Annotated in this window: 15 protein-coding genes and 1 pseudogene; 5 read left to right on the plus strand and 11 right to left on the minus strand. The window is 71.4% G+C overall.

Annotation, left to right across the window (positions count from 1 at the left end; genetic code table 11):
* Nucleotides 1–2: 2 nt before the first annotated feature.
* Nucleotides 3–806 carry a purine-nucleoside phosphorylase gene (locus AB0K05_RS01055; RefSeq protein WP_364225433.1) on the minus strand — a complete coding sequence of 268 codons (804 nt, stop codon included), beginning with the start codon at nt 804–806 and terminating at the stop codon, nt 3–5.
* 110 nt (nt 807–916) lie between these two features.
* Between AB0K05_RS01055 and AB0K05_RS01060 the strand changes: the two genes are divergently transcribed.
* Entirely contained in the window at nt 917–997 is an 81-nt protein-coding gene (locus tag AB0K05_RS01060; RefSeq protein WP_364226701.1) for a helix-turn-helix domain-containing protein, read from the plus strand.
* 72 nt (nt 998–1,069) lie between these two features.
* Nucleotides 1,070–2,110 (plus strand): annotated as a pseudogene (locus tag AB0K05_RS01065) (transposase); the annotation flags it as partial.
* Between the two features lie 44 nt (nt 2,111–2,154).
* Here AB0K05_RS01065 and AB0K05_RS01070 read toward each other — a convergent pair.
* Together AB0K05_RS01070 and AB0K05_RS01075 are read right to left on the minus strand one after the other, a co-directional pair.
* On the minus strand, nt 2,155–3,459 hold the full coding sequence (locus AB0K05_RS01070; RefSeq protein ID WP_364225436.1) for a M20/M25/M40 family metallo-hydrolase: 1,305 nt from the start codon (nt 3,457–3,459) through the stop codon (nt 2,155–2,157).
* 82 nt (nt 3,460–3,541) lie between these two features.
* Nucleotides 3,542–3,994, minus strand: a complete 453-nt coding sequence (locus AB0K05_RS01075) for a gamma-glutamylcyclotransferase (RefSeq protein WP_148036953.1) — start codon at nt 3,992–3,994, stop codon at nt 3,542–3,544.
* 71 nt (nt 3,995–4,065) lie between these two features.
* On the opposite strand from AB0K05_RS01075, the gene AB0K05_RS01080 reads away from it, so the two are divergent.
* Both AB0K05_RS01080 and AB0K05_RS01085 read left to right on the plus strand, forming a co-directional pair.
* A complete protein-coding gene (locus AB0K05_RS01080; protein WP_148036954.1) occupies nt 4,066–5,460 on the plus strand; it encodes an NAD(P)H-quinone dehydrogenase in 1,395 nt (464 codons plus the stop codon).
* Between the two features lie 52 nt (nt 5,461–5,512).
* On the plus strand, nt 5,513–6,085 hold the full coding sequence (locus AB0K05_RS01085) for a dihydrofolate reductase family protein (protein WP_219543662.1): 573 nt from the start codon (nt 5,513–5,515) through the stop codon (nt 6,083–6,085).
* On the opposite strand, the gene AB0K05_RS01090 is transcribed toward AB0K05_RS01085, so the two are convergent.
* From AB0K05_RS01090 to AB0K05_RS01125, 8 genes are all read right to left on the minus strand, one after another.
* Complete coding sequence (locus AB0K05_RS01090) at nt 6,055–6,690, minus strand: methyltransferase domain-containing protein (RefSeq protein ID WP_364225441.1); 636 nt, start codon at nt 6,688–6,690, stop codon at nt 6,055–6,057. The two genes, AB0K05_RS01085 and AB0K05_RS01090, sit on opposite strands and share 31 nt — an antisense overlap.
* Nucleotides 6,691–6,707: 17 nt before the next feature.
* The gene (locus AB0K05_RS01095; RefSeq protein ID WP_364225444.1) at nt 6,708–7,682 is read right to left on the minus strand and encodes an NAD(P)/FAD-dependent oxidoreductase; all 975 of its coding nucleotides are present in this window, start codon (nt 7,680–7,682) and stop codon (nt 6,708–6,710) included.
* A gap of 90 nt (nt 7,683–7,772) precedes the next feature.
* Complete coding sequence (locus AB0K05_RS01100) at nt 7,773–7,931, minus strand: hypothetical protein (RefSeq protein WP_271278646.1); 159 nt, start codon at nt 7,929–7,931, stop codon at nt 7,773–7,775.
* The gene (locus AB0K05_RS01105) at nt 7,928–8,182 is read right to left on the minus strand and encodes a dihydroxy-acid dehydratase (RefSeq protein ID WP_148036958.1); all 255 of its coding nucleotides are present in this window, start codon (nt 8,180–8,182) and stop codon (nt 7,928–7,930) included. Before AB0K05_RS01105 ends, AB0K05_RS01100 begins: the two co-directional genes overlap by 4 nt.
* Nucleotides 8,085–9,572, minus strand: coding sequence for a glucose-6-phosphate dehydrogenase (locus AB0K05_RS01110; RefSeq protein ID WP_271278647.1), 1,488 nt, complete (start codon nt 9,570–9,572; stop codon nt 8,085–8,087). Before AB0K05_RS01110 ends, AB0K05_RS01105 begins: the two co-directional genes overlap by 98 nt.
* Entirely contained in the window at nt 9,569–11,365 is a 1,797-nt protein-coding gene (locus AB0K05_RS01115; protein ID WP_271278648.1) for a glycoside hydrolase family 15 protein, read from the minus strand. The genes AB0K05_RS01110 and AB0K05_RS01115 overlap by 4 nt, the downstream gene beginning before the upstream one ends.
* Before the next feature lie 48 nt (nt 11,366–11,413).
* Complete coding sequence (locus tag AB0K05_RS01120) at nt 11,414–12,424, minus strand: NAD(P)-dependent alcohol dehydrogenase (RefSeq protein ID WP_364225450.1); 1,011 nt, start codon at nt 12,422–12,424, stop codon at nt 11,414–11,416.
* Nucleotides 12,425–12,816: 392 nt separating this feature from the next.
* A complete protein-coding gene (locus AB0K05_RS01125; RefSeq protein WP_364225453.1) occupies nt 12,817–13,818 on the minus strand; it encodes a hypothetical protein in 1,002 nt (333 codons plus the stop codon).
* A gap of 102 nt (nt 13,819–13,920) precedes the next feature.
* Between AB0K05_RS01125 and AB0K05_RS01130 the strand changes: the two genes are divergently transcribed.
* Nucleotides 13,921–14,535 carry a TetR/AcrR family transcriptional regulator gene (locus AB0K05_RS01130; RefSeq protein WP_308248813.1) on the plus strand — a complete coding sequence of 205 codons (615 nt, stop codon included), beginning with the start codon at nt 13,921–13,923 and terminating at the stop codon, nt 14,533–14,535.
* Nucleotides 14,536–14,555: the final 20 nt, after the last annotated feature.

Consider the following 14,555-nt stretch of genomic DNA (forward strand, 5'->3'; position numbering starts at 1 on the left):
GGTCAAAGCCGGTCGACCACCTTCGCGAGCAGCACCCCCATGCGGGCGGCGGTGGCGCGCCCGACCTGGAGCACCTCCTCGTGGTCGAGCGGGTCGCCCGCCAGGCCCGCGCCCGGGTTGGTGACCAGCGACACGCCCAGCACGTCCAGCCCGGACTCGCGGGCCGCGATGGCCTCCAGCACGGTGGACATGCCGATCAGGTCGCCGCCGAGCGTGCGCAGCATCCGGATCTCGGCGGGCGTCTCGTAGGTGGGGCCGCGGAAGGCGACGTAGACGCCCTCGGACAGGCTCGGGTCGATCTCCCGTACGAGGTCGCGCAGCCGCTTGGAGTAGACCTCGGTCAGGTCGAGGAACGTGGTGCCGGTGATCGGGTTGGCGCCGGTCAGGTTGATGTGGTCGCTGATCAGCACCGGGTCGCCGACCTGCTGCGTCTCGGGCCGCAGCCCGCCGGCCGCGTTGGTCAGCACGATCGTGCGGATCCCGGCGGCCGCGGCGGTGCGGACGCCGTGGACCACCGAGTCGACGCCGCGCCCCTCGTACAGGTGACTGCGCCCGAGGAAGATCAGCGCGTGGCGGCCGGCGTCGGTGCGGACGACGCGGATGCGGCCGCCGTGGCCCGCCACGGCGGGGGCGGCGAACCCGGGCAGGTCGGTGAACGGGACCTCGGCCACCACCTGCCCGATCGCGTCGGCGGCCGGGACCCAGCCCGACCCCATCACGAGGGCCACGTCGAAGGTGTCGAGACCGGCGGCCGCCTTCAGAGCGGCGGCCGCCTCGCCGGCGAGGGAATAGGGGTCGTTGTTCACCGGATACCTAGAGGCTGGAGGCCTCGTCCTTCAGGGCACGGAGGAAAGCCGGAACGGCCGGACATCATGGTCTCCCGGTTTTGTCGGTGGCGGTCGGTAGTTTGATCGGCGTGTCCCGCTACCGGCTCCAGCCTTCGCCTGCCCAGGAGCAGGCGCTGCTGGAGCATTGCGGGCACGCCCGGTATGTGTGAAATCTCGCGGTTGAGCAGCACGCTTGCTGGAAACCGGGACGCAGGTCCGCGCCGGGGTTCGCCGAGCAGTGCCGCCAGTTGACCGAGGCGCGGGCGGAGTCCGCGTGGTTGCGCGTCGGGTCGATCATCGTCCAGCAGCAGGCGCTCAAGGACTTCGCGCAAGCCATGGCCAACTACTTCGGCGGAACCCACAGGCGTCCGACATGGCGCAGGCGCGGGCGGGGTGAGGGGTTCCGGATCGTCGCCGTCAAAGCGGATGACGTGCGCCGCCTGTCCCGGCACGTGGGCGAGGTGAAGGTCCCGAAGGTGGGCTGGATCCGTTTCCGCTGGTCCCGCGCCGTCCCTGACGGGGTGAAGTCGTATCGGGTCACCCGCGACCGCGCGGGTCGCTGGCATGTGGCGTTCGCCGCCGTCCCCGCACCCGTCCCGGCGCCGGGTACGGGTCAGGTCGTCGGCGTGGACCGGGGTGTGGCCGTGTCGGCCGCCCTGTCGACCGGGGAGACGCTGCACGCTCCCGGCCTGCGTGAGGCGGAGAGGGCGCGCCTGCGGCGGCTGCTGCGCAAGCTCGCCAGGGCCACGCGCGGATCGAACCGGCGCGCCAAGGTCAAGGCCGCCATCGCCCGCGTGAAGGCGCGCGAGAGCGACCGGCGCAAGGACTGGGTGGAGAAGGTCAGCACCGATGTGGCGCGCCGGTTCGACGTGATCGCCGTCGAAGACCTGAAGATTCGTAACATGACCCGGTCGGCGCGCGGCACCGTCGAGGCGCCCGGCCGGAACGTTCGCGCCAAAGCCGGACTGAATCGGTCGATCATGGCCGCCGCATGGGGCGGTCTCGTCCGACGGCTCGAGGACAAGGCGCCCGGACGGGTGGTGAAGGTCAACCCCGCGTACACGAGCCAGCGGTGCTCGGCGTGCGGGATCGTGGACCGGCAAGCGCGCGAGAGCCAAGCGCGTTACCGGTGCCGATCGTGTGGATACGCCTGCAACGCTGACGTGAACGCGGCCAGGAACATCGCACACGCGGCAGGGCATGCCGTGTCTGCGCGGGAAGGGCCACGGGTTGCCGGGCCGGTGCACCGCGAACCTCAACGCGACCTCCTCCTCGTGGGGTGATTGCGGCTGGAATCCCCGTGCTTCAGCACGGGGAGGATGTCAAGTCAGTAGTCTAGGAGGAGGCGCTCCAGCACCCGCACGCCGAACTGGAGGGCGTCGACCGGCACCCGCTCGTCGACGCCGTGGAACATCGAGGCGAAGTCCATGCCGGCCGGCAGCCGCAGCGGCACGAACCCGAACCCGCGGATGTCGAGATCGGCGAAGAACGTCTTGTTGTCGGTGCCGCCCGACATGCAGTACGGGATCGCGCGCGCGGCGGGGTCCTCGGCCTTGAGCGCCGCGATCATCGACTCGACCAGGGCGCCGTCGAACGTCGTCTCCAGCGCGATGTCGTGGTGCACGAACTCGCGGCGCACCTTCGGCCCGATCAGCGAGTCGATCGTCTTGAAGAAGTCGTCCTCGAAGCCCGGCAGGAAACGGCCGTCGATGACGGCGCTGGCCTGGCCGGGGATGACGTTGGACTTGTAGCCGGCGTCGAGCTGGGTCGGGTTGGCGGTGTGGCGGAGCGTGGCGCCGACGAACCGCACCAGCGGGCCGAGCCGGTCGAGCAGCACCGACGGGTCGTCCTCGTCGAACGGCAGACCGTACGCGTCGGCGATCTCGACGAGGAAGCGCCGCACGGTCGGGGTGTAGGCGAGCGGCCAGTCGTGCGAGCCGATCCTGGCCACCGCCTTGGCGACCTCGGTGACGGCGTTGTCGGAGTTGAGCATGGAGCCGTGGCCGGCGGTGCCGTCGGCCACCAGCTTCATCCAGGCCAGCCCCTTCTGGGCCGTCTCGATGAGGTAGAGCCGCAGCGACGGGGCGACCTCCAGCGAGTAGCCGCCGACCTCGCTGATCGCCTCCGTCACGCCCTCGAACAGGCCGGGGTGGTGCTTGGTGAGGTACTTGGCGCCGAAGGTGCCGCCGGCCTCCTCGTCGGCCAGCCAGGCGAACACCAGGTCGCGGCGGGGCCTGCGGCCGTCGCGGGTGAGCTGGCGCAGCACGGCCAGCATCATGGCGTCCATGTCCTTCATGTCGACCGCGCCGCGGCCCCAGATGTAGCCGTCGCGCACCTCGCCGGAGAACGGGTCGACCGTCCAGTCTGCGGCGTTGGCCGGGACCACGTCCAGGTGGCCGTGCACGAGCAGGGCGGGCAGCGACGGGTCAGTGCCCTCGACGCGGGTGATCACGTTGCCCCTGCCGGGCGCGCTCTCCAGGTAGGTGGCTTCGATGCCGACCTCCGCGAGCCTGGCCATGACGACCTCGGCGGCGGCCCGCTCGCCCGGGCCGCTGCCGTCGCCGTAGTTGCTGCTGTCGACCCGGATCAGCTCCACGCACAGGTCGGCGACTTCGAGTTCGGCAGGGGTCATGATCTCTTCTCCAGGGTTGAACGGGCCGGTACGACCTGGATGAGAGTCTGCACTACCCGGGCGGGTCGGGGTATGCGCCGGGTCAGTCGCCGAGTGACTTGCAGGGGCGTCCGCGCAGCTCCTTGACGTAGTCGTCGGGGGCTCCCGCGCGCTCGGCGGCGTCGGCCAGGATGCCGAGATAGCGGGCCGAGGGCAGGCCGCCCTCGTAGCCGTCGAGGACGTAGAACCAGGCCACCACCTCGCCGTCGAGCGTCTGCACCCGCAGGCGGACCTTGTGGTAGAGGCCGCGGGCCGCGCCCTCCCACTGGTCGAGGGACTGCTCGTCGAACTCCGGCACGTCGTAGAGGGCGACGAAGACGTGATCCGTCGGGTCTTCCACGATGGTGGCGAGCGCGCCCTCCCAGCCCAGGGTCTCCCCGCCGAAGGTCAGGCGCCAGCCGGGCAGCCAGCCCACGCCCCGCACGGGAGAGTGAGGGGCCCGCATGGCCATCTGCTCCGGGTCCATGTTGCTGCCGTAGGCGGCGTAAACAGGCACAGCATGCAAGAGTAGCGTGACCGTGGCCGCCCCGTTCGTCAGCAGCTCAGAGGATGCGGGACAATAGGTACGTGACGAGGATCGTGATCATCGGTGGCGGACCCGGCGGCTACGAGGCGGCGCTGGTGGCCGCCCAGCTAGGCGCGCAGACCACGATGATCGAGCGCGACGGTCCCGGCGGGGCGTGCGTGCTGACCGACTGCGTGCCGTCCAAGACGCTGATCACCACCTCGGTCCGCAAGCAGGCGCTGCTCGACGCGCCGTCGCTGGGCGTCGGCTTCGACGGCGGGCTCGACGGCGAGGTCGGTGTGGCCCACGTCGACCTGCCCCTCGTCAACAAGCGGGTCAAGGAGCTGGCCCAGGCCCAGTCCGCCGACATCGGGGCCAGGGTCGAGGCCGAGGGCGTGGAGATCATCAAGGGGCAGGGCCGGCTGGTCGACCCGCAGGTGGTCAAGGCCGGCGACCGCACGATCCGGGCCGACGTGGTGCTGGTGGCCACCGGCGCGACCCCCCGCATCCTGCCCGGCGCCGAGCCCGACGGCGAGCGCATCCTCACCTGGCGGCAGCTCTACGACCTCGACAAGCTGCCCGAGCACCTCATCGTGATCGGCTCCGGCGTCACCGGCGCCGAGTTCGCCGGCGCCTACCGCTCGCTGGGCGCCGAGGTCACGCTGGTCTCCAGCCGCGACCGCATGATGCCCAACGAGGACGCCGACGGCGCCGAGGTGCTCGAAGAGGTCTACCGCCGCCGCGGCATGAACGTCATGGGCCGCAGCCGCGCCGCCTCCGTCAAACGCACCGCCGACGGCGTGGTCGTGACCCTGGAGGACGGCCGCACCGCCGAGGGCTCCCACGCGCTGATGACGGTCGGCATGATCCCCAACACCTCCGGCATCGGCCTGGAGGAGGCCGGGGTCCAGCTCGACGACCACGGGTTCATCAAGGTCGACAAGGTCTCGCGCACGTCCGCGCCCGGCGTCTACGCGGCCGGCGACTGCACCGGCGTGCTCATGCTCGCGTCCGTCGCCGCCATGCAGGGCCGCATCGCCGTCTGGCACGCGCTCGGCGAGGCCGTGCAGCCGCTGCGGCTGGCCACCGTAGCGTCCAACATCTTCACCGATCCGGAGATCGCCGCCGTCGGCGTGGCGCAGCGGGCCATCGAGGCGGGCGAGATCGAGGCCAAGGTGGTCAAGCTGCCGCTGGCCACCAACGCGCGGGCCAAGATGCAGGGCTTCAACGACGGCTTCGTCAAGTTGTTCTGCCGCCCCAACACGCAGATCGTGCTCGGCGGCGTGGTGGTGGCGCCGCGGGCGTCGGAGCTGATCCTGGCGGTGTCGGTGGCGGTGCAGCAGCGGCTTACCGTCGACCAGCTCGCCCACACGTTCGCGGTCTACCCATCGCTGTCCGGCTCCATCACCGAGGCCGCCCGCCGCCTCATGCAGCCCGAGACCTCCCTCGACATCTGACTCTCCTCCGCCCGGCCGATGATTTCGGTCGGCTGGTGTGGTCTGATCAAACGTGCGCAAACTCATCATCCAAGAGCTCGTCTCGGTCGACGGCTACGTGGCCGGGCCCGACGGGGACCTCGGCTTCTTCGAGTCCGTGACCGACTACAGCCAGGTGGACCAGGACAACCTCCGGATCCTGGCGGACGTGGACACCGTCCTGCTGGGGGCAGAGACGTACCGGATGTTCGTCCAATACTGGCCCACCGCCGACGAGACGGTCGCCAAGACGGTGAACACCCTGCCCAAGGTGGTCTTCTCCGCCACCCTGGACGAGGCGCCGTGGGGTGACTGGGAGGCGGCGCGGGTGGTGCGCGGCGACGCGGCCGAGGAGGTCGCCGCGCTCAAGCGGCAGCCGGGCGGGGACATGATGCTCTGGGGCAGCCTGTCTCTCGCCCGCTCGCTGATCCGCGCCGGCCTGCTCGACGAGCTCCAGCTCCGCGTGATCCCCGTTGCCGTCGGCGAGGGCCGCAAGCTCTTCCCCGGCGACCTGAACCGGCTGGACCTGGAACTGACCGAGGCCAGGCCCTACGCCTCGGGCATCGTCTCCCTGCACTACCGTCCGAGGCGCCCGCCCGCCGCCTGACCGCGCCTGCGGGCCTGGAGGACGGTGTCGTGGAGGGGGATCTCGCGGCCGCCGTGGGACATGACGCGGGACCGGTCCCCGGCGACGGCGATGTCCCATCGGCCGGGGTCGAGGACGGCGGCGAGCTCTCCGATCTCGACGTGGGCCTCAGGGGTGGTGGCGGTGTGGTGGTCCGACGGGTGGTGGCCGACGAGGAGCAGCGTGCCGCCGGGCGCGACCGCTGCCGCCAGCCGCCGGAACAGGTCGCCGGGTGCCGCCGCCGGGTGCACGTAGTGGGAGCAGACGAGGCCGAAGCGCTCTTCGGCGGGCGTCCACGTGGTCAGGTCGGCCTGGATCCAGTCGATCCCGGTCGTGACGCCGGCGGCCGCGGCGTGCTCGCGCGCCCGGTGCAGGGCGGTGTCGGCGATGTCCACCGCCGTCACCTGCCAGCCGTGCGCGGCGAGCCAGATGGCCTCGGCTCCCTCGCCGCAGCCCGCGTCCAGGGCCGTGCCGGGCGTGAGGTCCCGGGCCGCCGCCAGCAGGTAGGGGTTGGGCCCGCCGGCCCCGGCCGGGGCGTGACCGTCGTAGTGCTCGTCCCAGTACGCCTTGTCGAAGGTTTCGGACACAGTCGTTCCTTTCGGTGTCAGCGGGATCCGGCCGAGGTGAGCTCGCGGTGGGCGGCCACCGCCTCGCGGGTCTCCTCGGCGACGAGGTCGGCGTTGATCTGGGCCGCCGCGCCGGCGCCCGCCGCCGCCACGGTGCCGACCTGGGCGACCAGGTCGGTGACGTTGCCCGCGACCCACACCCCCGGCACCTCGGTGCGGCCGGTCGCGTCGGCGGGGATGTGCTCACCGGCGCCGCCCGGGTGTTCGACGGGCCGCAGCCCGAGCGTGGCCAGGAAACCGGCCCGCGCCTCCATGCGGGACGCCACCGCCAGGACCTCACGGCTCACCAGGGTGCGGTCGCTCAGCCGTACTCCCACCAGGCGGTCCTCGACGACCTCCAGGGACGCGACCTCGCCCTCCACCACCCTGATGCCGCGCGCGGTCAGGCGCTCCGCGTCCTCGCCGGTGGGGGCGGGCATGGTGTGCGTGAAGTACGTGACGTCGTCGCTCCACTGCCGGAACAGCAGCGCCTGGTGCACGGACATCGGCCCGCTCGCCAGCACGCCGATGGCCCGGTCGCGGACCTCCCAGCCGTGGCAGTACGGGCAGTGCACGACATCCCGGCCCCATCTGGCCCGCAGCCCCGCCACGTCGGGCAGTTCGTCCACCACCCCGGTGGTGACCAGCAGGCGGCGCGCCCGGACCGTCCGGCCGTCGGTCAGCGTCACCCCGAACCCGTCGTCGTCGCGGACCGCGGCCTCGACCTCGCCGGTCACCACCTGGCCGCCGTAGTGGCGTACCTCCGCCCGGCCGCGCTCCAGCAGCTCACCCGGCGGCATGCCGTCACGGGCCAGCAGCCCGTGCACGCCTTCGGCCGGGGCGTTGCGCGGGCTGCCCGCGTCGACCACCAGCACCCTCCGCCGGGCCCGCGCCAGCATCAGCGCCCCGTTGAGCCCCGCGGCGCCGCCGCCGACCACCACCACGTCATAGCTGTCGTTCAGCTGCTCGGTCATCGTGACCACCTCCGCGCACACTATGCGGGCGGTCACGTCGTCGTGGCAAATGCCTTTGCTGATCCGGCAAATCGCGGTGAGGGCCGCCCGCTATGGACTCTTCGGGGAGTGGGAGCCCACGGTCACGTCGTTGACCGGGAAACGCGCCGGTTGCCCCGTCAGGACCCGTACGGCCTCTTCGGCGGCGATGCGGCGCACCGTCCCGATGGCTTCCTCGGAGTAGTAGGCGGCATGAGGTGTGACGATCACATGGGGCAGCTCGAAGAGGGGGTTGCCCGGACGTTGCCGGTTTCCTGCAGGGGATGGACGGGGAACTCGAGCGGGATGCCGCCGCTGTCACGGATTCCGGCCTTGACCCGGTCGGCGAGGGCGAGATGGTGCCGGTCGCAGGGAACCAGGTCGTTACCCGTCTGGGCGATGCCGATGATCGGCCGGCCCGACTGGAGCTCCGCCGAGGTGAGGCCGTAGTTGAGAAAACGCTCCAGGTAGAGAGCGGTCATCGCCGGATTGCCCGTGTTGTCCCACCAGGCCTGGCTGCTTCGGGGGCCCGTCGGATCCCGCCGGATACTCCTGGAGCGGAACGAGGTCCTTCGACCAGGCTGACAGCACGGGTGTGAGGACACGCCAAGCCTCTTCGGCCTCGTCGCCGCGGATGGACAGGGTGGCGTTCCCGCTCAGGATGTCGAGCAGCACCTGACCGTAGGCCGGCAGGCTGGGTGCGTCCATCTGGGCGGCCAGGGTGAGCGGGACAAGGGTCTGGGCGTGGGAACCGACGCCCGTGACATCCAGCGCGAAACCCTCCGGGTCGAGCCCGAACCGCAGCATGTTGGGCAGTGCCTCGCCGTGGCCGAAGGGCAGGTGAGGCACGGGCCGGAAGCGTACCGCGATCTCCTTGCGGTCATTCCTGAGCGCTTTGCCGCTGCGAAGCCGGAAGGTCGTGCCCGACCAGCGCCAGCTGTCGAGCTCCAGCTCCACCTCGGCGAAGGTCTCGGTGCGGTGCCCCGGGTCCACGCCTTCCTCGTCGGTGTAGGTGGGCACGACGCGATCACCGACCCGGCCGGCCGTGTAGCGCGCGCGGCGGGTGCGGCGGAGCACGTCCTGCTCGGTGAAGGGCCGCACCGAGCGCAGCACATCGACCTTCCGGTCACGCAGCTCACGCTCGCCGATGCTGATCGGTGGTTCCATGGCCACCAGGCACAGCAACTGCAGCAGGTGATTCTGCACCATGTCCTTGAGCGCGCCGACACCGTCGTAGTAGCCCGCTCTGCCTTCCAGCGTGAGGCACTCGTCCCAGACGATCTCCACCTCGTCGATGTGCGCGCTGTTCCAGATGGGCTCCAGCACGCGGTTGGCCAGCCGGCCGCCGAGCACGTTCTGGACGGTGGTCATGGCCAGGAAGTGGTCGATCCGGAACACCGCCTGCTCTGGCACGACCGCCTCCAGCAGGCGGTTCAGCTCCGCCGCGCTGTCCAGGTCCTCGCCGAAGGGCTTCTCCAGCGCGATCCGGCTGCCGGGCGGCAGGTTCGCGTCGCGCAGGGCGGCGACCGTGCCAGGGAAGATCGCCGGTGGGAGGGCGAGATAGAGGGCGACGGGCCCTTCACCGGCGATGAGCGAGGCGAGGTCGGCGGGGTCGGTGGCGTCCGCCTGCCGGTACCGGACGGACCCGGCGATCGCCCGCACGCCCTCGCCGGGCTGGTCCGCGGCGTGCCGGGCGAGCTGGTCGGACGCCCAGTCACGGAACTCCTCGACGGACCAGTCCGACCGGTCGGCGCAGGTCAGCTCGAACCCGTCGCCGAGGTGCCCGGCGGAGCGCAGGGCGACCAGGGCCGGCAGGAGGTAGCGGGCGTTGAGGTCGCCGGTCGCGCCGAGGACGACGAGTCGGTTGATCATGTGGTTCCTGCTCTCATGCGTGCGAGGTTGACGCCGCTGGCGATGATCCCGATGTGGCTGAACGCCTGCGGGAAGTTGCCCATGAACGCGCCCGTGGACGGGTCGATCTGCTCGGGCAGCAGCCCGACCGGGCTGGCGCGGGCGCACAGTGACGCGTACAGGTCCTCGGCCCGGTCCTGGTGGCCTTGCAGGATCAGGTTGTCGACCAGCCAGAAGCTGCACAGCAAGAAGGCGCCCTCATCGCCGGGCAGGCCGTCGGGGGAGTGCTCGTGCAGGTAGCGGTAGAGCAGCCCGTCACCGGCCGACAGGCGCTCGGCGATGGCCTCGGTCGTGGCCGTCATGCGGGGATGGCAGGCCGGGATGACCTTGCGCAGCGGCAGCGCCAGCAGGCTGGCGTCCAGGCCGCCGCCACCGTCGAGGTGCTCGCCCAGGCACTGCGTGTCCTCGTTCCACGCCTGGTCCAGGATGAGCCGGCGGAGCTTCTCGGCGGTGGCGCGCCAGGTGGCGATCGGCCCGGACAGGCCGAGCCGCTCACCGATGGCCGCGGCCCGGTCCAGGGCCACCTGGCACATCCCGGTCGAATAGGTGAAGACCCGGCCTTCGCTGCGTACCTCCCAGATGCCCTGGTCCGGCTGCCACCACGTGTGCGCGGCGGCCTCGGCCAGCTCCGACAGGCCGGACCACAGTGCCGGTTCGAGATCGCGGCCGGGGAGCAGCCACTGGTCGGCGCAGTCCAGCACCTCGCCGTAGACGTCGTGCTGGCGCTGGTCGGCGGCGCCGTTGCCCCACCGCACCGGCGCCGAGCGACGGTAGCCCTCCAGGTCGGCGTCGTGGATCTCCTCCGGTACGGGGTCGCCGCCGAGGGTGTACATGATGCGTGGACGGCGGCTCTGCTCGAAGGCGTCGAGTATCCAGCCGAGAAAGGCGTCGGCCTCCTCCCCGATGCCGACGCGCCGCAGCGCGAACACGGCGTAGGCGGCGTCGCGGATCCAGGTGTAGCGGTAGTCCCAGTTGCGCACCCCGCCGATCGGCGCGGGCAAGGAGGACGTGGGCGCGGCGACCAGCGAGCCGTTGGCCCAGTCGTCGCACAGCTTCAGCGTGATCACCGAGCGCCGGACCAGCGCTTCCTGGGGGCCTCGGTAGCTGCACTTGCGCATCCAGCGCCGCCAGGCCTCGGCGGTCTGCCGCAGCATCGTCCCGGCGTCGAACCGGTGGTGGCGGTGCACGCGTCCCCAGGAGAGCACCAGGTCGAGGCGGTCACCCTCCTGAAGGTCGTACGCGGTGCGCATGCCGGTCAGCGGACGGTTGGACCGCAGGTGCAGCCGCAGGCCGGGGTGCCGGGAGGCGCGCACCTCCAGACCGCTGTGAGAGCTTCGCGCCTGCCCGCCACCGCGCGGCTCCAGCTCCGCCCGCAGGCGCACGGTCCCGGACCGGACGACCGCGGACCGGACGAGCTCGGACCGGCCGCTGCCCGCGTCGTCGCTGAGGTCGGCGCCGGCCCGCAGGGCCAGCGCGTCGGTGATCCGGACCAGGCCGGTCGGACCGCGCAGCTCGGTCACCAGCACCGCGGTGTCCGGCTCGTAGAACTGCCGGGCCTCGCGCAGGTCGTCCACGGTCAGCGTGAAGTGGCCGCCGCGCGCGTGATCCAGCAGGCCGCACAGCAGGGGCTCGCTGTCGAAGCGGGGCAGGCACAGCCACGGGATCGAACCGTCGACGCCGACCAGCGCCGCCGTCGTGCCGTCGCCGATGAGGCCCAGGTCCTCCAGCGCCAGGTAGCCGTCGCGGTGGTGCACCGGGCGAAAGGGTGGATCGAGATCGAGCATGTCCGGGACCGGCTTCCGTCACGCGAAGGTGATCAGCACTTTCACCACGTTGTCGAGTTTCTTGTCCGAGACCTCGAAGCCACGCTCCATCTCGTCGAAGCGGAACGTGTGGGTGGTCAGGTGGGTCGGATCGAGCCGTTTGTTCGCCAGGATGCGCAGCAACCGTTCCATGCGCAGCCGGCCGCCCGGGCACAGACCGGTCGCGATCGTCTTGTCGGCCATCCCGACGCCCCACTCGACGCGGGGGATGCGCACGAACTCGCCTTCCCCGTAGTAGCCGGTGTTGGATACGGTCCCGCCCGGCCTGGTGATCTTGACGGCGGTCTGGAAGGTGCCGTCCGCGCCGAGGGCTTCGATGGCGGTGTCCACGCCCTGCCCCCCGGTCAGGTCGAGGACGCGCTCGACGACGTCCTCGGTGGTGAAGTCGACGATCTCGTCGGCGCCGTAGTAGCGGGCGAGCTTCTGCCGGCCGGGCACCGATTCGACCCCGATGACCAGGCCGGCGCCGCGCAGCCTGGCGCCCGCGGTGGCCATGAGGCCCACCGGGCCCTGGGCGAGCACGGCGACGGTCCCGCCTATGGGGATGTCGCCGTTCTCCGCGCCCATGAACCCGGTGGAGAGCATGTCGGCGCAGTAGACGGCCATCTCGTCGGGGACGTCGTCGGGGATCTTCGCCAGGTTGGCGTCGGCCTCGTTGACGTGGAAGTACTCGGCGAACACGCCGTCCTTGGAATTGGCGAACTTGAACCCGCCGAGCGGTCCGCCGGACTGTGACGGGTGACCGTTCTGGGAGGCGACATCGCCCCAGTCGGGGGTGATGGCGCCGGCCAGGACGCGGTCGCCCGGCCGGAAGATCTTCACCTCGCTGCCCACCTCGTGCACCACGCCGACGCCCTCGTGGCCGAGGGTGAGGTTCTCCCGTGGCCCGATGCCGCCGGCGACGGTGTGGGAGTCAGAGGTGCAGATGAGGGCGGTGGTGGTCCTGACGACGGCGTCGAGGGGACCGGCTCGCGGGACGGGTTTGTCCATGAAGCCGACCTGTCCGATCCCCTTCATCACGAACGCTTGCATCGTGCCCCCGATTGCTCCCCCGTGTCGGCGTCGCGTAGAACGCCGGAAACACGCAACGGCGTACCCTGCGAACTTCGGGGTTTAACCGGGCCTCACCTGCGGACGGACGCGTGGAGATCGTCCGCGGCCGTGTCACTTCGTCCAGATGGCGGCGATGCGGGCGCAGTCGCCGGGATGACGGCGGTCAGCGCGAGCGCCCCCCACGGTCACGGTCGAGATCCTGCGGCTGCTCACGGAAGGTCCCTCTCGTCCCGGAGGACGGGTGCGCGGTGGGGACCAGGGACACCGCGCACCCGCCGACGCAGGGTTGACTAGATGCACGATGCATTTAGTCAATGTGCGCCCGTGGGTCAGTGCCCGCCGTAGTAACCGGCGAGGGCGGCGAAGGCGGCCTTGGGCTCCCAGGGCAGGCCGGGGTAGGTCTCGCCGGAGCCGTGGTCCAGGACCTTGACCACGCCCCAGCTCCCCAGGTCGAGGTCCTTGCGGGGGTCGGGGCGGTGCGGCAGGCCGTAGCAGACGAAGGTGCAGGCGAAGGCGGCGTCGACGCCCTCCGCGGTGAAGACGTCCAGCAGTTCGCGGAGGTAGGTGGCCTGCTCCTCCTCGTCGCGGACGTAGTCGCCGTTGATCCCCACCGGGACGACGCCGTCGTACTCGATGATCTCCCCGCTGCGGGCGCCGAGGTCGGCCGCGCCGCGGTAGGCGGTGCAGCCGAACTCGGTGATCGCGACCGGCTTGTCCTGGGCGACCAGCGAGCGGATGCCCTGCTGGTAGAGGTGGGCGACCTCCTTCGAGCGGTGGGCGTCCACCGACACGATGTCGAACGGCGTCCAGTCGACGTTCTCCAGGGGGACCGAGGCGTAGGTGACCTTGCCGCCGAACCGCTCGCGCACCACGGACACGGCCTCGCCGAGGAAGTCGTTGACCTGGGCGGACAGCCGGCCCAGCTCCGGTCCCCGGGCGAGGAGGGCGCCCACGCGCTCCTGGATGGTGTCACCGGGCACGAACCCGCGGTTGAACAGGCTCACCTCCGCCCCGGCGACGAACACCACCTCGGCGCCCCCAAGGCGGACCCGCTCGGCGCGCTCGGCCGCGTCGGCGAGCAGGTCGAGGAGCTCTCCCCGGTCGAGGTGATGCGGGAACGGCGAGAACCAGACCTCCAGGCCCAGGCCGGCCGCGTGGTGGGCGGCGAACTCGATCCGGTCCGGCTCGGTGCCGAAGATGCGCACGGCGGTGCAGTGGAGGTCGTCGCGGATGATCTGGAGCTCCCGTTCCATGATCGTCCGGTCGAACGGCCTGTTCTCGACGCCGTCGAGAATGATCCCGGTGTCGTAACCGATGCCCTTGGCTCGCATGCCGGTATGTCCTTTCCCTCGATAGGGTACGCAACGTACCGTAAAGTTCTCCCGAGAGTCCAGACATTTCCGAGAATGGGGTACGTGCGGTACCCTACGCGGGTGAGTGCGGCCGGAGAGTCAGCGGCGAAGCCCGCGAGCAGGCGTCGTGGCGCCGAGCTGGAGAGCGCCATCCTGCGCGCGGCCGTGGAGGAGCTCTCCGAGTCGGGCTATCCGGGGCTGACCATGGACCGGGTCGCCCGCCGGGCCGGCACCAACAAGAACGCGATCTACCGCCGCTGGCCCAACCGGGCCGCGCTGGGCGTCGCCGCCTACCAGCGGCTCGCCACGGAGAAGCTGCGGCCGCCGGACACCGGAGCGCTCCGTGACGACGCGCTGGCGCTGCTGCGCCGCGTCAACTGCGACCTGTCCTCGCCGCAGGCCGAGATCCTCCGCGGCCTGCTCGCGGGCGTCGGCGACGAGCCGGAGCTGCTGGCGCGGCTGCACGACGCCGTCGCCGACGGCGGGTCCGGCGTCTGGCTGACGATCGTGGGCCGTGCGGTGGCGCGCGGCGAGGTGCCGCCCGAGGCCCTGCATCCGAGGGTCGTCACCGTGGCCCTCGCGCTGCTGCGCAACGAGTACGTCACGCGAGGGCTCACGACCGTGCCCGACGACGTCCTGGTCGAGATCGTCGACGAGGTCTATCTGCCCCTCCTGCGGAGCCGCGGCCCCGCCTGATGAGGGGCGGCCGCGTCCTC

Origin of the sequence: Nonomuraea sp. NPDC049486, assembly GCF_040676925.1 — a bacterium.
GTDB classification, from domain to species: domain Bacteria; phylum Actinomycetota; class Actinomycetes; order Streptosporangiales; family Streptosporangiaceae; genus Nonomuraea; species Nonomuraea ferruginea.

Coding starts and splice junctions, on each gene's coding strand:
- AB0K05_RS01070 (WP_364225436.1), bottom strand. CDS start 3,459: ATGACCCCTGCCGAACTCGAAGTCGCCGACCTGTGCGTGGAGCTGATC.
- AB0K05_RS01095 (WP_364225444.1), bottom strand. CDS start 7,682: ATGACCGAGCAGCTGAACGACAGCTATGACGTGGTGGTGGTCGGCGGC.
- AB0K05_RS01105 (WP_148036958.1), bottom strand. CDS start 8,182: ATGACCGCTCTCTACCTGGAGCGTTTTCTCAACTACGGCCTCACCTCG.
- AB0K05_RS01110 (WP_271278647.1), bottom strand. CDS start 9,572: ATGATCAACCGACTCGTCGTCCTCGGCGCGACCGGCGACCTCAACGCC.
- AB0K05_RS01120 (WP_364225450.1), bottom strand. CDS start 12,424: ATGGACAAACCCGTCCCGCGAGCCGGTCCCCTCGACGCCGTCGTCAGG.
- AB0K05_RS01125 (WP_364225453.1), bottom strand. CDS start 13,818: ATGCGAGCCAAGGGCATCGGTTACGACACCGGGATCATTCTCGACGGC.